Origin of the sequence: Chryseobacterium sp. SORGH_AS_0447 (assembly GCF_030818695.1) — a bacterium.
Classification (GTDB): Bacteria; Bacteroidota; Bacteroidia; order Flavobacteriales; family Weeksellaceae; genus Chryseobacterium.
On the sequence record NZ_JAUTAR010000001.1, the window covers coordinates 2,295,186 to 2,317,249 of the forward strand.

15 protein-coding genes and 1 CRISPR repeat array are annotated in these 22,064 nt (G+C 41.1%); of the genes, 10 read left to right on the forward strand and 5 right to left on the reverse strand.

Features of this window, described 5'->3' with window-relative positions; translation table 11 throughout:
- Window positions 1-230: 230 nt before the first annotated feature.
- Window positions 231-1,547, forward strand: coding sequence for a sorbosone dehydrogenase family protein (locus QE422_RS10620; RefSeq protein WP_307457827.1), 1,317 nt, complete (start codon window positions 231-233; stop codon window positions 1,545-1,547).
- Between the two features lie 144 nt (window positions 1,548-1,691).
- On the opposite strand, the gene QE422_RS10625 is transcribed toward QE422_RS10620, so the two are convergent.
- Entirely contained in the window at window positions 1,692-2,537 is an 846-nt protein-coding gene (locus tag QE422_RS10625) for a transporter (RefSeq protein WP_307457831.1), read from the reverse strand.
- A 49-nt stretch (window positions 2,538-2,586) separates the two neighbouring features.
- Window positions 2,587-2,808: a hypothetical protein gene (locus tag QE422_RS10630; RefSeq protein WP_307457834.1), complete on the reverse strand. Its 222-nt coding sequence runs from the start codon at window positions 2,806-2,808 to the stop codon at window positions 2,587-2,589.
- A 327-nt stretch (window positions 2,809-3,135) separates the two neighbouring features.
- On the opposite strand from QE422_RS10630, the gene QE422_RS10635 reads away from it, so the two are divergent.
- Together QE422_RS10635 and QE422_RS10640 are read left to right on the forward strand one after the other, a co-directional pair.
- The gene (locus tag QE422_RS10635; protein ID WP_055981058.1) at window positions 3,136-3,312 is read left to right on the forward strand and encodes a histone H1; all 177 of its coding nucleotides are present in this window, start codon (window positions 3,136-3,138) and stop codon (window positions 3,310-3,312) included.
- Between the two features lie 571 nt (window positions 3,313-3,883).
- On the forward strand, window positions 3,884-5,449 hold the full coding sequence (locus QE422_RS10640) for a M20/M25/M40 family metallo-hydrolase (RefSeq protein ID WP_307457852.1): 1,566 nt from the start codon (window positions 3,884-3,886) through the stop codon (window positions 5,447-5,449).
- A 175-nt stretch (window positions 5,450-5,624) separates the two neighbouring features.
- Here QE422_RS10640 and QE422_RS10645 read toward each other — a convergent pair whose 3' ends face one another.
- The 3 genes from QE422_RS10645 to QE422_RS10655 all read right to left on the reverse strand — a co-directional run bounded on the left by QE422_RS10645 (window position 5,625) and on the right by QE422_RS10655 (window position 9,002).
- The gene (locus tag QE422_RS10645; RefSeq protein ID WP_307457856.1) at window positions 5,625-6,200 is read right to left on the reverse strand and encodes an RDD family protein; all 576 of its coding nucleotides are present in this window, start codon (window positions 6,198-6,200) and stop codon (window positions 5,625-5,627) included.
- Window positions 6,201-6,512: 312 nt separating this feature from the next.
- Window positions 6,513-6,869: a hypothetical protein gene (locus QE422_RS10650; RefSeq protein ID WP_307457859.1), complete on the reverse strand. Its 357-nt coding sequence runs from the start codon at window positions 6,867-6,869 to the stop codon at window positions 6,513-6,515.
- A gap of 9 nt (window positions 6,870-6,878) precedes the next feature.
- Complete coding sequence (locus QE422_RS10655; RefSeq protein ID WP_307457862.1) at window positions 6,879-9,002, reverse strand: Tex family protein; 2,124 nt, start codon at window positions 9,000-9,002, stop codon at window positions 6,879-6,881.
- Window positions 9,003-9,974: 972 nt separating this feature from the next.
- Between QE422_RS10655 and QE422_RS10660 the strand changes: the two genes are divergently transcribed.
- The 7 genes from QE422_RS10660 (at window position 9,975) to QE422_RS10690 (ending at window position 21,843) form a co-directional block, all read left to right on the forward strand.
- Window positions 9,975-10,652 (forward strand): YceI family protein, encoded by a 678-nt coding sequence (locus tag QE422_RS10660; RefSeq protein WP_307457864.1) that lies wholly within the window; start codon window positions 9,975-9,977, stop codon window positions 10,650-10,652.
- 314 nt (window positions 10,653-10,966) lie between these two features.
- The gene (cas9, locus tag QE422_RS10665) at window positions 10,967-15,253 is read left to right on the forward strand and encodes a type II CRISPR RNA-guided endonuclease Cas9 (protein WP_307457867.1); all 4,287 of its coding nucleotides are present in this window, start codon (window positions 10,967-10,969) and stop codon (window positions 15,251-15,253) included.
- Window positions 15,254-15,472: 219 nt separating this feature from the next.
- Window positions 15,473-16,366, forward strand: coding sequence for a type II CRISPR-associated endonuclease Cas1 (cas1, locus tag QE422_RS10670; RefSeq protein ID WP_307457870.1), 894 nt, complete (start codon window positions 15,473-15,475; stop codon window positions 16,364-16,366).
- 37 nt (window positions 16,367-16,403) lie between these two features.
- Window positions 16,404-16,742 carry a CRISPR-associated endonuclease Cas2 gene (gene cas2 / locus QE422_RS10675; protein WP_007842732.1) on the forward strand — a complete coding sequence of 113 codons (339 nt, stop codon included), beginning with the start codon at window positions 16,404-16,406 and terminating at the stop codon, window positions 16,740-16,742.
- 288 nt (window positions 16,743-17,030) lie between these two features.
- Window positions 17,031-17,924: direct repeats of the CRISPR family, unit length 47 nt; unit sequence GTTGTGTTGTATCACGAAGATACGATTAAATGAAAGCAATTCACAAC.
- Between the two features lie 350 nt (window positions 17,925-18,274).
- Entirely contained in the window at window positions 18,275-19,855 is a 1,581-nt protein-coding gene (locus QE422_RS10680) for an AraC family transcriptional regulator (RefSeq protein ID WP_307457889.1), read from the forward strand.
- Window positions 19,856-20,413: 558 nt separating this feature from the next.
- On the forward strand, window positions 20,414-21,322 hold the full coding sequence (locus QE422_RS10685; protein ID WP_307457892.1) for a hypothetical protein: 909 nt from the start codon (window positions 20,414-20,416) through the stop codon (window positions 21,320-21,322).
- A gap of 17 nt (window positions 21,323-21,339) precedes the next feature.
- Entirely contained in the window at window positions 21,340-21,843 is a 504-nt protein-coding gene (locus tag QE422_RS10690; protein ID WP_307457894.1) for a hypothetical protein, read from the forward strand.
- Window positions 21,844-22,064 lie beyond the last annotated feature (221 nt).

A 22,064-nucleotide genomic window follows, 5' to 3' on the forward strand; every position in this document is an offset into this window, starting at 1 on the left:
ATCATTTCATTTTGCAGTACTATCTGCAGCCTGCATCTGAATTTTTAGACTTTATGATTATTATCATACCATTCTTTGAATAATCAATAATTTTAATGCCAAACCGTTTTGAAAAGGATAAATTCCATTTTCACATCATCCTTTTCAATCTGAAATTAAATTCATGGAATTTAGGGAATGGTTTTTGTAACTTTTTGGCTGATCATTAAAACATTTACAATCGAAATATTATGAAAATCTATCTACTGCCGGTAGCTGCTTTATTGTTGTTCAGCTGCAAGGAAAAAAACAAATCCAACGGAACCGGGGAAGCCGATACTGCTGTTACCCAGAATGATACTTTAAAACTTCCGCCGCCTAACGAAAAAAGTTCCAAAAACAAATTCAGCAATGTGATCGGCTGGCCTAAGGATAAAGCACCGACGGCTCCTGAAGGATTTACCGTAACCCGTTTTGCAGAAAATATTAAAAGCCCGAGAAATATGATCCAGGCTGAAAACGGAGATATTTTTGTTGTATTATCCAATTCTGAGCGTTCGGTTTCGGAAAAAATTAAAAACGACATCAGCGGAAAAAGCGATGCGGAAGTCGGAGGAAAATCGGCCAACAGGATACTCATGTACCGTGATGCCAACAAAGACGGAATTCCGGAATCTTCATCCGTTTTTCTGAGCAACCTCAATCAGCCGTACGGAATGCTGATCATCGGCAATCAATTTTATGTAGCAAACACCGATGGGGTATGGGTTTATCCGTATAAACTTGGAGATACGAAGATTACACAGCCGGGAAAGAAAATTGTAAGTCTTCCTGCAGGCGGTTACAACAACCACTGGACCCGGAATCTGATTGCCAACAAAGACCAGTCTAAAATTTATATTTCCGTAGGATCCGGAAGCAACGTGGGTGAAAACGGGATGGAAAATGAAATACGGAGAGCGGATATCCTGGAAGTAAGTCCGGACGGAAGAGGGGAGAAGATATATGCAGCAGGGCTCAGAAATCCAGTAGGCATGAGCTGGAACCCGGTAACCAGAGAGTTGTGGACGGTCGTAAACGAAAGGGATGAACTTGGTGATGAGCTGGTACCGGATTATCTGACAAGCGTAAAGCAGGGTGCTTTTTATGGCTGGCCGTATGCCTATTTCGGAAAAAATGAAGACCCGAGAAGAAAAGGCGAAAAACCGGATCTGGTAGCAAAAACCATCGTTCCGGATGTTCCGCTGGGAAGCCATACCGCATCGCTGGGATTAACTTTTTACACCGGTTCCCAGTTTCCTGAGAAATATAAGAACGGAGCTTTCATCGGCCAGCACGGTTCATGGAACCGTTCTTCACTTGTAGGTTACCAGGTGGCTTTCGTACCGTTTAAAGATGGTAAGGCCTCCGGATCTTATCAGCCTTTCCTTACCGGCTTTATCGCTAACGAACCTAAAGGAGACGTATACGGAAGGCCGGTGGGCGTGCTTCAGCTTGCAGACGGATCTCTATTGGTAGCCGACGACGTAAGCGGCATCGTCTGGAGAGTAGCGTACAATAAGAAATAGTTTTAATTAATTCAAATAAAAAACAGGCGGTTCGAAAGACTGCCTGTTTTATTTAAAACATTTATAAAATTCTTGTAACTTGATTTGATGAAAATAACTTCCATCTATCTAGCTTCCCTCTTCCAGCCCATTTAACTTAGCTTACTAATGCCGGTACGAAGCACCGATAAAGTAATGTTTCTGGGATTGATGCTGGATCCCATAATTTAATCCGGCATCGATCTTAAAATCTTTCGCTACATCGATCTCAACGGCAGCATTGATGTAATTGGCCAGCTGGTGGTTTTTAAAATCATAAGTATAATACGTTTCTGCTATGCCGTCAATTCCTTTTGTAATAGAGTGGCTGATCGTAAGGGTCTGCAGCAGCTCGGTATGCATGGTAGGCTGATCCGTATCTTTTAACCGGTCTACTTCTACCTGGAATCCGAGTTTCCATTCTCCGGGCATTTTATAGAGCATCGGTACAATAAGACCGCCTTCAAAACGGCTCTCGTCATCATATCCGGAAGTAGGGAATTTGATATAGGGCAGAACCGCAAGCACAAAATTTCCGCCGTCATTTCCGATCAGGTTCTGTTTGATCCTGAAATTAATATCTCCGAAGCCGGAGGAAGTCTGTATGCTTCCTGAGGACAGATCCCTTTCTTTCTGTATTCCGTAGGTTTCAAAGCCGATCTGTATGGCTGTTGAGCCGGTAATCCCGATCTTCAGGTTTCCATGATTGATCAGTACGGTAGAAGTTTGCCTCGAATCGGAAGTTTCCTTAATAAGCCGTATCAGATCCGTTTCATACTGGAAATGTCCTGCATCTACAGTATAGGCAGATTCAGTAACATCCGGGCGGTCGGTTTCCATCTCCCTCATCAGTGATTCCGGAACGGGGTTAAAAACAGAATACTTCTTTTCTGCATTTTCCTGACCGCTGTAAGCCGCAGGTACAAGCAGCATCCCAAACAATACAATAATCAAGTGGCGGTTCTTTTTCATTGGTTCCAGTTTTTATGTTTACCCTAAATATTAGTTGTCCGAAAATGATTTAAAAATTAACCCTAATGTCTTCCGGCTCTTTCAGGATCACCCTGACGCGGGTAGGATGATCAGCGATCTCATAATCCAAATCATCGGAAAGCTGGTCGTCTTCTTTTTTTTGGACCTTGATATTTTCAGGATCAATCTCTGTTTTAGAAATTTCCAGAAAATAATTGTTTTTTTCCTCGTCGTGTGTAAAATGCTCTTTTTTAAATTCGATGAATTGCATATCTCTATTTTTTTGGTGTTTATATTAAATGCCAATCAACAATCAGCTTCTTCAAGTTCCTAACACAAAAACGGAGCCATAGCGCAGGTTTCCATCTATTTTTATGAATGCTGAATATATTTTTCCCAATCGGGATCCTGGCAGTACCACTTTACTTTGAAAAGCAGAAGTAAAGGGTGTGGTATATACAATAACCTTCATGTTGCCGTAATTTTTATCATTTTTATTAAAGATTCTATAATATATATTAATTCTTACAAATTTTTTCCTCACTATTAGGCTGGAATTCCCATAAAAGCTATATTTGCAGCCTAAATTTTTTGAATAATGAAAGAACTAATCGAAAAAATCAACGCGGAATTTGAAGCTTTCACAACGGAAGCTAACCAACAAGTAGAAAAAGGAAACAAAGCAGCTGGAACAAGAGCTCGTAAGTCAGCTTTAGAACTAAGCAAACTGTTCAAAGATTTCAGAAAAGTTTCTGTAGAAGAATCAAAAAAATAGTTGTTCTCAAAACCGGTCGTCAGGCCGGTTTTTTTATGACATTTTGTGGAGGAGTATGCGGCGGCTAGTCAGTGGTGAATTTTGCTCCTCAAGTGAATCGTGAATTAAATTAACCCGCGAAGTAGATTGATCATTGATAGAAAGTGAATCGTGAATTTCGCCCTGCGAGTCAATGGTGAATTTTAATATATTGAAAATTGACAAGAAAAGCGGGTTGACGGCTCACCATTCACTTTTAAAGCCATGCTGTTGTAAACCACCCCGTCAAAAATTATGAAATAATTTTTGCCACCCCACCAAAGGAGTGGAATTTTCGGTAAAGTGTTTATCAGTTATTCTTTTGATTTAATTTATCATTTACTTTTACTATTTCCACTACTATCATTTGCTGAACGAAATGGGTCATAATGAGTTGGCAAAATGAGAATATACTGGAAATTGACAAGCGAAGCGGATTGACCATTCACCATTCACCATCAACCAACAACCATCAACCATTCACGATCAACCCCATTTCCCTTTCACCCCAAATCGCCCGCTTTTCTTATCTTTAGGCCAATCAAATTTTAATATGAAGATCAGTAAACTTTTGATGGTGCCTGCGATGATGGTGGTGGCACCGTATGCTTTAGCACAAGCTTCCGATTCACAGGAAAAGCTGAACCCTGTAGTTCAGAACTTTGTGAACGAAATCAATACCGGATCTCAGCTGGAAGAGATGGCCTCTGAACTTTTGGACGGCATTGGTCCGCGGTTGGTAGGAACGCCCGAAATGCTGGCGGCAAACGAATGGGCGGCGGAAAAACTGCGATCCTGGGATATTGATGCAAGATTGCAGCAGTTCGGCACCTGGAAAGGCTGGCAAAGAGGCATTACGCATGCAGACCTTGTATACCCACGCGTTAAAACCTTATCGGCGACCCAGCTGGCCTGGAGTCCGGCCACGAAAAGACCGGTAGAAGCGGAGGTGATCATTCTCCCCAAAGTTTCTTCCAAGACCGATTTCGACCGTTGGCTGCCGTCGGCAAAAGGTAAAATCGTCCTGATGGCACAAAACCAGAAAATCGGACGGTCGGATGAGCAGATCAAGGAATTTGCAACTCCTGAACTGTATGAAAAATTAAAAAAAGAAAAAGAGCAGGCTTCAAAGGATTTCCAGCAATACATCAGAAATATCGGTTACGACAACAGCAGTCTTCCCAAAGCTCTTGAAAAAGCCGGCGCTGCGGGAATTGCCATTTCCAACTGGACGGGGATCATGGGGGCAAATAGGGTCTTTGATGCGAAAACCGCTACCATCCCGATGATTGACCTGGACCTCGAGGATTACGGAATGCTGTACCGAATGGCAGAGAACGGGAAAAAGCCGAAAATAAAAGTCGAGACCCGCTCCAAAATTCTACCGGATGCAAAAACATTCAATACCATCGGTATAATAAAAGGCAAAGAAAAGCCGGAGGAGTATGTTATCCTTTCTGCCCATCTCGATTCCTGGGACGGCGCTCAGGGAGCTACCGACAACGGAACAGGTGTTTTAACCATGCTTGAAACCATGAGGATCCTGAAAAAATATTATCCCAACAACAAAAGAACCATTGTTGTAGGACTTTGGGGCAGCGAAGAGCAAGGGCTGAACGGCTCGAGGGGATTTGTCGCGGATAATCCTGAAATCATCAGAGGAGTGCAGGCCGTCTTCAACCAGGACAACGGAACGGGCAGGATTGTGAATATCAGCGGACAGGGTTTTGTAAATGCTTACGATTATCTCGGAAAGTGGCTGAATGCGGTTCCTAAAGTGATTAGGAGCCAGGTTAAGACCGATTTTCCGGGGATGCCGGGCGGTGGCGGTTCCGATCATGCTTCGTTTGTAGCGGCCGGGGTTCCTGCTTTTGCCCTGGGCTCGCTGAACTGGGGATATTTCGGATATACCTGGCATACGACGAAAGATACGTATGACAAAATTATTTTTGATGAAGTGAAAAGCAATGTGATTTTAACGGCCACCCTGGCTTATATGGCTTCCGAAGATCCTGAATTTACCAACCGTGAGAAAAGAGCGATGCCTGCTGATGAAAAAGGGCAGGTAATGAAATGGCCGGAAGTAAGAAAGCCGATGAGGGATTCTAAAGAGTATTAAATAGGTTGGAAGTTGGATGCTTGATGTTGGAAGTTTTTACTGTTTTGGTATTGACGTTTAGTTTGTTTAAAAAAAGATATTTTAAATCCAGTTTTAAAATTTGGCTCTTTCTTCGTTGATTTTCTTAAAATAGAATAAATATTTCTACGGGTACAAATAATTATAAACGGACGGCTCAATCAATGAGCCGTCTGTTGTTTTCGGTAGGTTTTAGGTCAAGCAGATGACGGATTTCCTCCATTCTGCTTTCTTTTATAATGTAGGTTGTACAGATTTTATTGTTCAGATACATCCTGAAATTCATTTGGGTTGAGGTCTTTTTGCCATAGGGACTTCGGGAGGTCTGCTCGGTAAAAAGAGGATACAGATTGGCAAGGCATAAGATATTTCTTTTTAGCGATTTCCTGAAGTTTGGGTAATGGCCTTCGTCATCGATAACTTTCATGCGGAAGATCTTTTTTCCTAATGTAGTTCCGAAATAAAATTCCGTTACCGATCCCAATACAATAACCCATGGAATCGACAGTAAGACACTTATTAAAACCGTTTTATGAAGGAGGTAATAAAAAATTAAAGTAAACAGTGACATATCGATCCACTTGGCAAAAAGCCTTTGGGTCTCATTTCCTTTAAACCCCGGATTGTAAGGCAGGTAATATTCGTAAGCATGATATATCCTTTTTCCATACAAATCAAAATCCGGAGTGGGGCGGTGGATGATTTTTCTTTCTTTAATTTCCGATATTTTCACAACAATTTGTTTATCCTTTGTATATATAGCAAAAATCGCAAAAGTCAGTAATACGACCGATTAAAATTAAATAATTTAAAAAAGGGGCGAATCAACTGATGAGCTGCCCGCTGTTTGCGGGAGTTTTTATATCCAGCCTATTTCTGATCTCTTCAATTTTGCTTTTCTTTACAATATACGTTTTGCAGATCTTATTATTCATATACATGCTCATATTTGTTCTGATAGAGGTTTGGGTACCCATAGCAACCGTTCTGGATGTATGTTCCGAAAAGGAGGGATAGAAATTGGCCAGACACAGGAAATTTCTTTTTAAGAAGTCAGAAAATCAGGATACTTTCCAAAATCATCGATAACGGCCATTCTGAATAGCTTTTTCCCTAAAGTACTTCCCCAAATCGTTTCGGTAATACTTCCTGCAATAATTACGGAGGGTATGGAATACAGAAAAGAAACCAAGGGATTTTGCCTGAATAGGAAGAAGAATATCAGGAAAAAAACTAGCATATCGGTTATTTTAGCCACTTCCCTTTGTTTATTAAGGTTCGGCAAACTGTTTTTATAAGGCAAACTATATTCAAAGAAATCGTAAATGCGGTTTCCGTCTGCATCAAAATCCCCGGTGGCCCTTCGCGTAATCTTCTTTTCTTTGAGCTCTGATATTCTCATTACCGTTTATTACAGGATCATGCTCAGCTGAACTCTTTTTCTTCCTTCATCTACGTCGGTCACTTTTACCTGAACGTGCTGATGGAGCTTCACCACTTCATTCACATCCGATACGAAGCCGTCTTTCAGCTGCGAGATATGAACCAATCCGCTTTCTTTGATGCCCAGGTCTACAAAGCATCCGAATGCCGTAATATTATTCACGATTCCCGGGAGAACCATTCCTGTTTTCAGATCTTTGATGCTTTTTACCTTCGGATCGAACTCGAATACTTTCGCCGCTTTCCTCGGATCCAGTCCCGGCTTTTCCAGTTCTTTCAGGATGTCTTTTATGGTTAAGATCCCAATCTCTCCAGTAATATATTTTTCAGGCTGAATCTGCGCGATCTTCTCTTTGTTTGCAATAAGCTCATCCGTTTTTATACCGAGGTCTTTAGCCATTTTTTCTACGATTCCGTAAGCTTCCGGATGAACGGCCGAATTATCCAGCGGATTTTTAGCGTGGTGGATCCTGACAAAGGCCGCCGCCTGCTGAAACGCTTTTTCTCCTAACCGCGGAACTTTTTTCAGCTGCTTCCGGTCTTCAAAAGCGCCATTTTCCGCCCGGTAGTTCACGATGTTTTCCGCCATCTTTTCGCCGATTCCGGAAACGTAGCTCAGTAAAGATTTGCTGGCGGTATTGAGGTTGATGCCTACTGCATTCACGCATTTCATCACGGTGGAATCCAGTTCGTTCTTCAGCTGCGTTTGGTCGACATCGTGCTGGTACTGACCGACACCAATCGATTTTGGGTCGATCTTTACCAATTCTGCCAGCGGGTCAGCCAGCCGCCTTCCGATTGAAACGGCACCGCGCACTGTTACATCATACGTCGGAAATTCTTCTCTGGCAATTTTACTTGCTGAGTACACCGAAGCCCCGGCTTCCGATACCACGAAGACCTGTAAAGGTTTGTCGAAGGCAATTTTCTTGATAAAAAATTCAGTTTCGCGGCTGGCCGTTCCGTTTCCGATCGAAATCGCCTCAATGTTGTAAGCGTTTACCATTGAACGGATCTTTTTCATGGCCATTCCGCTTTCGTTCTGGGGAGCGTGGGGATAGATGGTCTCGTTGTGAAGGAGATCGCCTTTTTCATCGAGGCAAACGATTTTACATCCGCTTCTGTAGCCCGGATCGATGGCCAGGATTCTCTTTTCGCCCAACGGCGGGGCAAGCAGCAGCTGGGTCAGGTTTTCGGAGAAGATCTCAATCGCTTTTTTATCCGCCTTTTCTTTAGCTTCCTGCAGGGTTTCGTTGGAAATGGCAGGTTCCAACAGCCGTTTGTAACTGTCTTTAATGGCCAATGCAATCTGCTCTGCCGATTCGTTGTTGGATTTGATGACGGCTTTTTCGATAAATTCGATAGCTTCTTCTTTGTCGATGCCTACATTTGTTTTGACAAACCCTTCGGTTTCTGCCCTCAGCATGGCTAAAAGACGGTGGGAGGGTGTCCGGTTCAGGCTCTCTTCCCATTCGAAATACTGGGAGAATTTCTGGGCGTCTTCTTCCTCCTTTTTGGCTTTTACCACTTTGGAAGTAATCATCGCTTTCCGTTGAAACAGCCGGCGAAGGTTTTTACGCACATACATATTTTCATTGATCCATTCCGCCATAATATCGCGCGCGCCCTGCAAGGCTTCTTCTTCGGAAGCCACCTGATCATTGATATATTTTGCCGCAAGAGATCCGATATCCTGTGCTTTCTGGCTCATGATGATTTTCGCTAAAGGTTCCAGCCCTTTTTCTTTCGCCACATCTGCTTTGGTCTTTTTCCTTTTTTTGAAAGGCAGGTAAAGGTCTTCCAGTTCCTGGATATCAAAGCTTTCCTGTATCCGCTGATGCAGTTCAGGCGTCAGTGCCTGCTGTTCTTCAATGGATTTTAGAATGCTTTCCTTTCTTTTTACAAGGTCTTCAAAGTGTTTGTTGAGTTTGGAAATCTGCTCGATCTGTGTTTCATCAAGATTCCCGGTCCTGTCTTTCCGGTATCGGGAAATAAAAGGAATCGTGCAGTCTTCCGCCAGCAGTTCCAGCGTAGCGTTGATGCTTTTTTCGGATATATTGAGGGTTTGTCGGATATAGCTTATCGTGTTCATCTGAAATTTTAAACGGCTAAAATACATTCTTTTTACAAGAGTAGGGCTGAATAAAAGGAAAACCGGAGGGTGAGTGGTGAATTTTGCGCTGCCAGTGAATGGTGAATGGTCAATCTTAATGGTGTGGTGAATGTTGGAAAGCACAAAGGCGCGAAAGACTTTTAAATGCTTTGCTGGAAAAAGGCGCAAAGATTTATCTCTGATAAAATGGTGTACCGCTGAAACCTTCACCGCAATTCCCCTCCGGTCCGGAGGGGTGTCGAAAATTCAGGGAATTTTTGACGGGGTGGTTTTAGGGTGAATAGTAAATTTTTCGCTGCAAGTGATTGGTGAATGGTCAATTTTAATCGTGTCGTGAATGTTGGAAAGCACAAAGGCGCGAAAGACTTTTTAAATGCTTTGTGGGAAAAAGGCGCAAAGATTTTATCCCTGATAAAATGGTGTACCGCTGAACCTTCACCGCAATTCCCCTCCGGACCGGAGGGGTGTCGAAAATTCAGGGAATTTTTGACGGGGTGGTTTTAGGGTGAGTGGTGAATTTTGCGCTGCCAGTGAATGGTGAATGGTCGATCTTAATGGTGTGGTGAATGTTGGAAAGCACAAAGGCGCGAAAGACTTTTAAATGCTTTGTGGGAAAGGCGCAAAGATTTTATCTCTGATAAATTATGAACCGCTGATTTCCAAAGCATAAAATTCAGCGATTCGTATTAGCGACATGAAAATTTGACAACGTCAAATTCTTTGCGTCTTAAAACATTATTATTTTAAATAAAAATTGAGATCTTCGCATTCCGACCAGGAAACATCTTTATCAACTACCAATAAAATTTATGATTGGTTTTCATTTATTGATGTATGTCAAGAAAACAGGAAACGGAAGTATTTATCTTTGGGTTTTTAAATGAAAACTCTTGTGGGATGTTTCATTTTGCTTATATTTAAAATCTTAAACTTTTTAATAAAATAAATAATATGAAAAAACTTAGTGTTATTGCATTGGTGGCCGTAGGAATGCTTGCCGCATCTTGCAACAAAGACAAATCGGCTGGAGATGCAGCAACCTCTACCGAAAAAACCGTAGCGGAAAGCAAAGGTGAAGTATTGCCGGTAGATACTGCAGGTTCTGTGGTAAACTGGAAAGCGTTCCACAAAGGAGGAATGGCGCCGCGTTGGGGAACTTTAATGGTAAAATCGGGAGATCTTAGCATTGAAAACGGAAACGTAACTGCAGGAAACTTCGTGATCGACATGAACTCCCTGAAAGTAGATCCTGCTTCCGTAACCGAAAAAGACAAAAAATACACGGATCTTGAAGCCCACTTAAAGAATCCTGATTTCTTCGATACGGCTAAAAACCCAACTGCAGACTTCAAAATCACCAGCGTAACCGATCTTAAAGAGCCGTCTAAAGACGCCGTAGCCGGAGCCAACAAAACCGTAAGCGGAAACCTTACCCTATCCGGAAAAACAATGAACGTTACCTTCCCGGCTAAAGTAGACGTGATGGAAAACGCCGCATCCGTACAGGCTAAATTTACCGTAAATAGAGCGGATTGGGGAATCAAATTCGGAACTTCCGAAACCGATCCTGCAGAATGGATGATCAGCAAAGACATCGAAATCGCAGTAGACGTAAAAGCGAAAAAATAATATTGTTAGATCTAATCTTGTAGGCCGCCCCTTTTGGGGGTGGCTTTTTTTTGTGAATTCCTGTTATCGATGAAAGTTTATGACGACGACTGTATAATTTTATAGTGAGAAAACTGTACGTCTTGACATTTAGATATAAAAAATGCCCCGCAGATAGGCGAGGCGCTAAATGTTTTCACAACGGAATAATCCTTATTGTGAATTGCTTTCATGTACAAATGTAGAAAATATTTTTTCAACGGATTTATGGTTTCCCGTAAAATATTTATTTTTTTTCTTTTTACATTTATGCAATTTCTAAAAACTAATAGATTATGATTAAAAATATACTTGGACTTGATCTCGGGACAAACTCGATAGGTTGGGCGTTAATCAAACAGGATTTTGAGAATAAGCAAGGTGAAATTCTTGGAATGGGAAGCCGGATTATTCCGATGTCCCAGGATATTCTCGGTGATTTCGGTAAAGGCAATTCGGTTTCGCAGACGGCGGAACGGACGAGATATAGAAGTGTCAGAAGGCTGCGTGAACGTTTCTTATTGAGAAGAGAGCGGCTCCATCGTGTCCTGCACATTCTGAATTTTCTTCCTGAACATTATGCCAATCAGATCGATTTTAACAAACGTTTTGGGAAATTCAGGTCGGAGACAGAACCTAAGCTTGCCTGGGAAAATAGTGATGGTCAGTTTTCATTTCTGTTTCAGGATTCATTTAATGAAATGATTAATGATTTTAAGGCAGACGGACACGATCTGAAAGTTCCTTATGACTGGACGATTTATTACCTGCGAAAAAAAGCACTTTCCCGAAAAATAAGAAAGGAAGAACTGGCCTGGATTCTCCTGAATTTTAATCAGAAACGAGGATACTATCAATTGCGTGGTGAGGAGGAAGAGGAGAATCCGAATAAGTTGGTCGAGTTTTATTCATTAAAAATTGTAGACGTTTTAGCAGATGAACCTCAAAAAGGAAAGTCAGATATTTGGTATTCTTTGATTTTAGAGAACGGATGGATTTACAGACGTTCCAGCAAAACACCTTTATTCGATTGGAAGGAAAAAACAAGAGATTTTATTGTCACCACTGATTTGAATGATGACGGAAGTGTTAAAAAAGATAGAGACGGGAATGAAAAAAGAAGTTTCCGCGCCCCAAGTGAAAACGACTGGACTCTGGTAAAGAAAAAAACCGAACAGGAAATCGATAAATCGCACAAGACTGTCGGAGCGTACATTTATGAAACTCTTCTCCAGGATCCAAAACAGAAAATCAAAGGAAAACTGGTCCGGACCATTGAAAGAAAATTTTACAAGCAGGAACTGAAACAGATTCTTGAAAAACAAAAAGAATTTCATCCTGAATTACAGAGTGATGATTTATATAATGACTGCATTCGTGAATTGTATAGAAATAACGAAGCACATCAGTTGATGCTTAGCAATAAGGATTTTATCCATCTTTTTATGGAGGATATTATTTTCTATCAACGACCCTTGAGAAGTCAGAAATCTTCAATATCAAATTGCTCTCTGGAATTCAGAACATACAAAGATGAAAATGGGGTAGAGCATACTCAGTATCTGAAAGCGATTCCAAAATCCAATCCTTATTATCAGGAATTCCGTTTGTGGCAATGGATTTTTAATCTGAATATTTATCGAAAAGATAATGAATATAACGTCACTAAAGAGTTTCTGAGCACAACCAAAGATTACGAAAATCTTTTTGAGTTCTTGAACAATCGAAAAGAAGTTGACCAAAAAGCTTTATTAAAATATCTCAAAGTTAATGATAAAAGCCATCGTTGGAATTTTGTAGAAGATAAAAAATATCCGTGCAATGAAACCAAGACAATGATTTTATCAAGGTTGGGCAAAGTTGAAGGAATTGCAGATGATTTTCTGACGAGAGAATATGAACATAAGATCTGGCATATTATCTATTCTGTAAATGATAAAATGGAATACGAAAAAGCCCTGAAATCTTTTGCCCGGAAAAATAACCTGGATGAAGAGTCTTTCTTTGAGGCTTTCAGGAAATTTCCGCCGTTTAAAAGCGAATACGGCTCTTTTTCGGAAAAAGCGATTAAGAAGTTGCTGCCACTGATGCGTGTGGGAAAATACTGGAATTATGCTGCCATCGACGGAAATTCCAAAGAAAGGATTCAGAAAATCATTACCGGAGAATATGATGAGAATATCAAAGATAAAGTAAGAGAGAAGGCCGTTCATTTTACGGCTGAAAATGATTTTCAGGGACTGCAGTTGTGGCTGGCGCAGTATATTGTTTACGGAAGACATTCTGAGGCTTCAATAATCGGAAAATGGAATTCTGCAGATGACCTGGAAGTGTTTTTAAAGGACTTCAAACAACATTCGCTTCGTAATCCGATTGTAGAACAGGTGATTACCGAAACGCTTCGGGTCGTCAAAGATATTTGGGTTAAATATGGAAATGGAGCTAAAAATTTCTTTAATGAAATTCATATTGAGCTGGGAAGAGAGATGAAGCTTCCGGCAGAAGAAAGGGAAGACCTCGCCCGTAAAATGTCTGAAAACGAAAATACGAATCTCCGCATCAAAGCTTTGTTGGCTGAAATGATGGATGACCAATCGGTTGAAAATGTCCGGCCTTATTCCCCGATGCAGCAGGAAATTCTGAAAATTTATGAGGACGGAATCTTAAAATCGGATATCGAAATTGAAGATGATATCCTGAAAATAAGTAAGACCGCACAACCTTCTTCTTCAGATTTAAAAAAATACAAGCTTTGGCTGGAACAGAAATACAAATCGCCTTACACCGGGCAGATTATTCCACTGAATAAACTCTTCACGCCGGAATATGAAATTGAACACATCATCCCACAAAGTCGGTATTTTGACGACAGTTTCAGCAATAAAGTAATTTGCGAATCGGTAGTGAACAAATTGAAGGATAACTATATCGGACTTGGGTTTATCAAAAAATTCGGAGGGACTGTCATTGAACTGGGATCCGGTAAAAATATAAAAGTTTTGAAAGCGGATGAATATGAGGATTTCGTTAAAAAACATTACGCCAACAACCGGGCGAAGCGGAGTAAACTCCTGATGGAAGAGATTCCGGAGAAAATGATTGAACGCCAGATGAATGATACCCGCCATATCAGTAAATATATTTCGGGTTTGCTATCAAATATTGTAAGAGCAGAAGACGGAACGGACGAAGGTATAAATTCTAAAAACATCATCCCCGGAAACGGAAAAATAACTACCCGACTGAAACAGGACTGGGGATTGAATGATGTCTGGAACGATTTGATTTTACCGCGTTTTGAAAGAATGAATCAGCTAACGAAATCTACAGATTTCACCGCCTGGAATGAAAATCATCAGAAATTTCTGCCAACTGTTCCGGTTGAGTTTTCAAAAGGATTTTCAAAGAAAAGGATAGACCATCGCCATCATGCTTTGGATGCTTTGGTGATTGCCTGCGCTACAAGAGATCACGTAAATCTGCTGAATAATCAGTCTGCGAAATCGGAGACCGGCCGTTATGATTTGAAAAGAAAGCTGATGCAGTTTGAAAAAGCAGTGTATAACGATCCTCAAACCAGAAAACCAATAGAAAGAGAAGTTCCGAAAAAATTTTTAAAACCTTGGGATGGTTTCACTGTTGACGCCAGAAATAAGCTTGAAATGATTGTCGTAAGTTTTAAACAGAATCTTCGTGTAATTAATAAAGCAACCAATTATTATGAAAGATATGTGGAGAAAGACGGTGTAAAAACCAAAATGACAGTGGAGCAGACCGGAACAAATTGGGCTATTCGAAAGCCGATGCATAAGGATACGGTTTCCGGTAAAGTGGATTTACCATGGATAAAAGTTCCCAAAGGAAAAATTTTAACGGCCACCAGAAAAAGTCTTGATACGTCTTTCGATCTAAAAACAATCAACACGATTACAGATACCGGCATTCAGAAAATTTTAAGAAATTATCTGGATTTCAAAGGCAGTCCGGAAATTGCATTTTCGCCCGAAGGAATCGAAGATTTAAATAAAAATGTTGAAAAGTATAACGATGGAAAACCCCATCAGCCTATAAGCAAAGTAAGAGTTTTTGAACTAGGAAGTAAATTTCAGGTGGGGCGGACCGGAAATAAGAAGTACAAATATGTAGAAGCAGCAAAAGGAACCAATCTATTTTTTGCAGTATATGAAGATAAAAATGGCAAGCGGAGTTATGAAACCATTCCCCTGAATGAAGTTATTGAGAGGCAAAAGCAGAATTTAGCAGTTGTTGAATTGAAAGGAATAAAAGATTTTTATCTCTGTCCTAACGATTTGGTGTACGTCCCTCTAGAAGATGAACTTGAAAACAGTAACAAAATTGATTTTAAAAATTTTAGAAGAGATCAGGGCGAAAGAATTTATAAAGTAGTAAGTTTTAGCGGGAACCAGCTATTTTTTATAAGACATGATATCGCTACTTCTATTGTAAATAAAGCAGAATTCTCGAGTTTAAATAAAATGGAACGTGCAATTGACGGTCTGATGATTAAAGAAAATTGTATCAAACTAGAAGTAGACCGTTTAGGAAATATTTCAAAAGCATAATATCCAAAGCATTAGTAAAGAAAGAGCTTTAGAAGCATATCAAAGAACATATTGTTGAGCAGATTTTTGATTCGTGTAAAAAGAATAAAGTGGTAAGAGAATTTATCCGTGTTATCTTAATCCTTATGATAAAAATTGACAGAAAAGTATATTGTGCTTATAGTTTTGCTGACGATATGGAATTTATTCTATGAATATAATTACTAAATAACTAAAACTATGATCACTCGCTCCATCTACATCGGCAACCCCGCTTATCTTAAACTAAAAGACGAACAGTTGAAAATCCTCTGTCCTGAAACCAAAACGGAAAAGGGTAGCGTTCCTGTGGAAGATTTGGGATTGCTAATGCTGGATCATTACCAGATTACGATTTCGCACAACCTTATCCAGAAAATGATGGGCAATAATGTAGTGGTGGTGAGTTGTGATGCGCATCATCTGCCGCATGGAATCATGTTGCCGCTGTACGGACATACCGAATATTCGGACCGGGTAAAAGACCAGCTGGAAGCCAGTGAGCCGCTCAAAAAACAGCTGTGGAAACAGACGGTAGAATGCAAGATTGAAAACCAGAAAAATGTACTGATGAAGCTTGGGAATTATTATGAACCGATGCTGGAATATCAGCGGAATGTAAAATCCGGTGACATCACCAATATGGAAGGAATTGCTGCCCAGCACTACTGGAAATACCTGATCAGTCTGGATTTTCTCAGGCAGCGTTTCGGGGATTCGCCCAACCCGTTTTTTAATTTCGGCTATGCGGTGCTCAGGAGCATTGTTGCCCGGGCAATTGTTGAAACAGGACTGCTCCCTGTTCTCGGTATCTTTCATAAAAACAAATACAATCCGTACTGTCTTGCTGATGATTTAATGGAACCTTACCGCCCTTTCGTAGACCTTTTGGTTATGCAGTGGCTAAAAATAAATCCTGATATGGAAGACCTGACCAAAGAATTCAAAGCGCATATTCTTCAGATCGCAACGAAGGATGTGCTGATTGACAGTAAAACAAGACCGTTGTTGGTGGCTGTAAAATCAACAGCTTCATCGCTCTATAAATGTTACACGGGAGAAAAGCGGCTGATCTCTTATCCCGAACTGATCTGATATTTAGATTACTTTTTTACATTTTACAAATAAAAATATGAATGCCGAAAGGTTTAATGCATATCGAATTATGTGGGTTCTAGTATTATATGACCTTCCGACCGAGACTAAGGCTAATATGAAAGATGCCAACCGTTTCCGTAAAGCGCTGATCGATGATGGCTTTACCTTGTTTCAGTTTTCGATGTATGTTCGTCACTGCCCGAGTCGCGAAAATGCGGAAGTGCATATCAAAAGAGTCAAATTTATGCTGCCCAAAGCCGGAAAAGTAGCAATTATGTGCATTACAGATAAACAATTCGGCGATATTGAGATTTTCTTTGCCAGGAATAAAGAAGAACCGCCTCCAACTTTCCAGCAGCTCGAACTTTTCTGATTTTTAATTTCTAATTAACAAATAAACCCACTGCAATTCAGTGGGTTAAATGTTGAGGTTGTGTTGTATCACGAAGATACGATTAAATGAAAGCAATTCACAACAGACAGAGGTGTTTTAAGTGATACGCTAAGGTTGTGTTGTATCACGAAGATACGATTAAATGAAAGCAATTCACAACCTTGAAAGACTGGCATTATGGTTCATTCCGGTTGTGTTGTATCACGAAGATACGATTAAATGAAAGCAATTCACAACAAGGATCTAATATAGCCTTAAATGTGGTAAGTTGTGTTGTATCACGAAGATACGATTAAATGAAAGCAATTCACAACAGTACCATCCAAAAGGTACAGAAAACGAATGTTGTGTTGTATCACGAAGATACGATTAAATGAAAGCAATTCACAACACATCCCGTATAGATGCTTGTGGAATGGTTGTTGTGTTGTATCACGAAGATACGATTAAATGAAAGCAATTCACAACCCTCAGTCACATTAATCGAACGTCGTTCGAGTTGTGTTGTATCACGAAGATACGATTAAATGAAAGCAATTAACAACAACAAAGCAGCTACTAACGATGAAATCAGAGTTGTGTTGTATCACGAAGATACGATTAAATGAAAGCAATTCACAACACGTTACAGAGGTAAGATTAATTCAACAAAGTTGTGTTGTATCACGAAGATACGATTAAATGAAAGCAATTCACAACTTGCTTTTTGATTAGTTGATAGATTGTAATGTTGTGTTGTATCACGAAGATACGATTAAATGAAAGCAATTCACAACTAATTTGTAAAGCTGTTAACTTTTTTGCCAGTTGTGTTGTATCACGAAGATACGATTAAATGAAAGCAATTCACAACGCTTATCTGCACTTACTTTAAAAAAATATAGTTGTGTTGTATCACGAAGATACGATTAAATGAAAGCAATTCACAACGATGGCCCGATGGTGGCCATATTTCGGTTCGTTGTGTTGTATCACGAAGATACGATTAAATGAAAGCAATTCACAACTTTTAAAGGCGGCGTACCGCCCGGGGTTAAGTTGTGTTGTATCACGAAGATACGATTAAATGAAAGCAATTCACAACACACCATTGCAATCTGTTTCTTTCTCTTCAGTTGTGTTGTATCACGAAGATACGATTAAATGAAAGCAATTCACAACAGGAAGACGAGCTGATGAGGTTTGTCGCTGGTTGTGTTGTATCTCAAAGATACGGTAAAATGAAAGCAATTCACAACGTTTTAATCGTGGCCGTATTCTCGCTGTTCGTTGTGTTGTATCTCAAAGATACATTAAAATGAAAGCAATTCACAACCGTATAACCTCAGTTGAATGGCTGGGTGACGTTGTGTTGTATCTCAAAGATACGGTAATCAAAGGTAATTTGCATAAAAGCTAATCAAGAAAGTTTTATCAATTTCAGCCTGTTCCTATAATGTTCCGTCTGATTCATTCAGTAATTCAATTATTAGTGATACTTTTGCAGGCTGTTAGGTTAGCTCAGTGGTTATATGATGCATAAAATTTTTCTGATTCCGTTTCTTTTGATGTTCTTTGCTCTTGGGGCACAGGATCAGGCCCGTTATCAGGCAATTTATGCAAAAACATATTTGGAAACCTCGCAGCAGGATTTCGGCAGGGCTTTGAAGGTGGCCGATTCCCTGTATGAAATATCGGAGAATCCATATTTCAGGACCAAAAGCCTGATGCTCTCTGCATCATTATACCAGCAGTCAGGAGATGTGGAAAAGGCGGTCGCCTATGCAGAGCGATCTGCAGGAATTATCGAAGGGGCAGGAAATCCCGCATGGGAATCTCGTGTGTATGGGTTCCTCGCCACGCAATACCGGATCCTGAAGCTGTATAAAAAATCGAAAGTATACATTGAAAAAGCACTGGAAGCAGGGCTGGCCATCAAGGAGGAAATGGCCCGGAACAGCATTCAGGGACTGATGTACCAGGAAATGGCCTATTACGAGACGGAGCACAAGAACTATAAAAAATCGATCCGCTACATTGAAACTGCCCAGTCGCACTTCAACCGGACTAGAGAAAATCTGGATTTCTTTACCGCCAATAATGAACAGTTAACCGGTCTCAACTATTTCTATTCCGGAGCATACGAAAAAGCAATGGATCATTACAGAAAAGCTCTGGCGCTCGCCGAAAAATCTCCGGAGAATTTTCTTACCGGGCTGATCTGTAATGGGATGGCTGCGGTTTATCTTAAGCAGGACGACCTTAAAAATGCCGCGTTATACCTCGGAAGAGCACAGAAAATTGCGGAAAATTCCAATTATCCGCGGTTGAAGATAGAGGTGAACACCACTTCGCAAGCATATTACTCGAAACTGGACGATAATAAAAAATCCGCCGAACTACAGCAGAAAACCGATACTTTGAGTACAGCTCTTGCCGAAAAGGAAAGTGCATTTATCGATGATTCGTATGTAAAGATGGAGCATAAAGCAGAGGTGGCTGAAAAAGACAGTGGCAATAAAAACAACATGCTTCTGGCCGGAACCTTTCTGCTGGCCGGCTGTTCCTTTGCATTTTTCAGGTACCGGAAACGGCAGATCAGGAATACCGAAAGGATCAGCCGGCTGCTGCAGGAATACGAGAGGAGGATACACACTTCGGATGAAGGTCCGGAACTCAAAGCCATAGAGCCGGATGAACCAGGTGCTGAAGGCGGCGAAACTGCCGTCATGACCTCGGAAACCGAGCAGAAGCTCCTACGCCAGCTCAGGGAATTTGAGGAATCGGTGCTGTATACGGACCGGAATATGTCTCTGCCTTTTCTTGCTGCCCACCTGGGAACCAACATCAAATACCTTTCCCATATCATCAACCGGTACAAGAAGAAAGATTTTAACAATTACATTAATGAGCTGAGGATTAATTATATCATCCGCCAGCTTCGGGAAAATCCAGAATTCAGGAAATACAAGATCGCGACGCTGGCCGATGAATCCGGATTTTCTTCTGCCAATAAGTTTACCACTGTTTTTAAAAAAGTTACTGAAATTCCGCCTTCCGTTTTTATCAGGCATATTCAGGAACTCACTGTCCCCGAAGTACAGGAAAACTGAAAGAATTAAATTACCCCTTTCATATTAAACAAAAACACACAATTTCTTCTAGCGGTGCTTATCCTTTTCCATCTTCGTAGAATTCGATGCAAAGGTTCCTCTGTGATGTTAGAAAATTTCCAGCCCGTTAGCCTGATTTCTGCTTCGGGTTTACGTTATGCTAAAGCTGCTTTCATCGGGCTTACATCATCTTCTATTACATCTTTTATTTAAAAATATCTTGCTGAATTTTGAATTTGGAGTTATTTTCACTTCTATTTCAATCAGTATTTCTTTATCGCGCGCCTCGGCCTCTGCTGATATTGCAGTCTGCAAATCCCTTCTAGGAGGTCATGCACTAACAACTATTGCGGAATACGGTTTTTCGGAACAGAGCTCAACGTTTCTAAACTGCAATTTTTGGAAAGTATATCTTTCATATTCGCGAATATGATACGGCAAACAAGTGTATATCATTAAAATTCAGTGTAGTTTTGCCACCGTTCCCTTCAAACGATTCTAAAAAAACAATGATTAAAATGTTTCCCTAATCTATCATTTTTAACAAAAAAATACCCAATGAGAAATCACATGAAATTATTTTTCACCTTATCCCTGTTGCTGCCGGGATTGTTCCTCAGCCTGAAATCGCAGGTCTGTACGGTGGACGTCAACGGACAGACATTTGCCATGGGAGATGGTACATCCATTCCGGCCGGAACGCCGCATACGTTTACCCAGCCCGCGACCAACTACGGATTTACGCTCGATATTTACGGGCTCGATAATTCCTTCAATATGAACATCAACGGTACCCTGCTGGCTATTCAGGAAATTGAGTTCGCTACCGGAGCAGGGCTTACTCAGAATATACAGTTTGCCGACGGCGCAAAATGGCAGACCGGCAATATACCGGCGATATGGAGTATTTCCGGAAGTGCTTCCACGACACCGGCGGTACGGGTAGTCATCAGTCCTACGGGCAGTATAACCATGTTCGGCAGCAAAAGTTCGGGAGGCCCTCTTTTACCGCTGGTCCTTACGAACGGAAATACCTTTAATACCATCAGCTGGAATACTTCCGGCAGCAATTCGGTGACTGTAACTCAGAATGTCGTAGGACCTACCAGAATCTCCGGCTACGGAAGCGGAAAAAATACGATTCCCTGCCATTGTACACAGCCGGGAGCAACGGGTACACCCGCCGGTTTTGCAAAAATGGGGATCCTGACGAAAAGCAGCAGGACGGTAGCCAACTGGCCGGAAAGCGTACCGAATGGCCATATTGTATTGGATTCCTCCAATAAAGGAATGGTGATCAGCCATATGACCACCGCCCAGAGAAATGCCCTCGTACCTGTAGAAGGAATGCTTATTTACAACACAGATCTTAACTGTGTGCAGCTGTACAGGGGGAATGCTCCAACTATCGACTCTGCCAGAACCGGATGGAACTGCATCAGCAGGGGATGTAATGAAAACCGTTAAATCACAAAAAAATAAAAATGAATATCATCAAAGTTTTAGCCGGCCTGTTTTTATTTCTTACAGCCACTGCTTTAAATGCACAGGTCGCTATCGGTAAACAGACGCTTACGAATACTAGCGTTCTGCTGGAGTTCAATGCAGAGGCCAAAGGAATCATACTGCCATCCGTGCTGTCTGCACCCGGAGCCGTGGGCGGAACATTTGTCTTCAACACTGCGGATAAGTCTATTCAGGTATTCCAGAATGCCGGCTGGACGCTGCTTACCGACAGTAATCAGGGAGTGGTTCATAGCTTTAGCAATTCGGGAAACGAATCCGGAACTGGAATGATCATTGGTGCCAATATCTCTGCAAAGCCGGGCGTGCTGGTCATGGAATCCACTACGAAAGCAATGGTGCTCCCTAAGGCAGCTAACCCGCATCTGAACATACGCGGAGCCATTGCAGGAACCATGGTATATGACACCGTCTCCTCTTCACTGGCCGTATATGACGGTGCCCAATGGAGCTATTGGAAGTAACCGGTCTTCTAAAGATTTAAACATTTAACAGGTGTTATACATATTCTCAGTAAACCTCTTCACATGAAGGGGTTTTTCCACGGAATTTATAGATAGCCAAAATGTATTAAAATCTAAACTAATCAATCCATTATGACTAAAAGCGGTAAAGGTTTCAGATCACGTGGTTTGTAATGGAGCAGGGGAGATCTTTTTACCGCAACAGTATTTTTTAGTTTCAA

Bases quoted from the DNA above. Each gene is read 5' to 3' on its own strand.
- QE422_RS10620 (WP_307457827.1), top strand. From the start codon at position 231: ATGAAAATCTATCTACTGCCGGTAGCTGCTTTATTGTTGTTCAGCTGC.
- QE422_RS10625 (WP_307457831.1), bottom strand. From the start codon at position 2,537: ATGAAAAAGAACCGCCACTTGATTATTGTATTGTTTGGGATGCTGCTT.
- QE422_RS10630 (WP_307457834.1), bottom strand. From the start codon at position 2,808: ATGCAATTCATCGAATTTAAAAAAGAGCATTTTACACACGACGAGGAA.
- QE422_RS10635 (WP_055981058.1), top strand. From the start codon at position 3,136: ATGAAAGAACTAATCGAAAAAATCAACGCGGAATTTGAAGCTTTCACA.
- QE422_RS10640 (WP_307457852.1), top strand. From the start codon at position 3,884: ATGAAGATCAGTAAACTTTTGATGGTGCCTGCGATGATGGTGGTGGCA.
- QE422_RS10650 (WP_307457859.1), bottom strand. From the start codon at position 6,869: ATGAGAATATCAGAGCTCAAAGAAAAGAAGATTACGCGAAGGGCCACC.
- QE422_RS10655 (WP_307457862.1), bottom strand. From the start codon at position 9,002: ATGAACACGATAAGCTATATCCGACAAACCCTCAATATATCCGAAAAA.
- QE422_RS10660 (WP_307457864.1), top strand. From the start codon at position 9,975: ATGAAAAAACTTAGTGTTATTGCATTGGTGGCCGTAGGAATGCTTGCC.
- cas9 (WP_307457867.1), top strand. From the start codon at position 10,967: ATGATTAAAAATATACTTGGACTTGATCTCGGGACAAACTCGATAGGT.
- cas1 (WP_307457870.1), top strand. From the start codon at position 15,473: ATGATCACTCGCTCCATCTACATCGGCAACCCCGCTTATCTTAAACTA.
- cas2 (WP_007842732.1), top strand. From the start codon at position 16,404: ATGAATGCCGAAAGGTTTAATGCATATCGAATTATGTGGGTTCTAGTA.
- QE422_RS10680 (WP_307457889.1), top strand. From the start codon at position 18,275: ATGATGCATAAAATTTTTCTGATTCCGTTTCTTTTGATGTTCTTTGCT.
- QE422_RS10685 (WP_307457892.1), top strand. From the start codon at position 20,414: ATGAGAAATCACATGAAATTATTTTTCACCTTATCCCTGTTGCTGCCG.
- QE422_RS10690 (WP_307457894.1), top strand. From the start codon at position 21,340: ATGAATATCATCAAAGTTTTAGCCGGCCTGTTTTTATTTCTTACAGCC.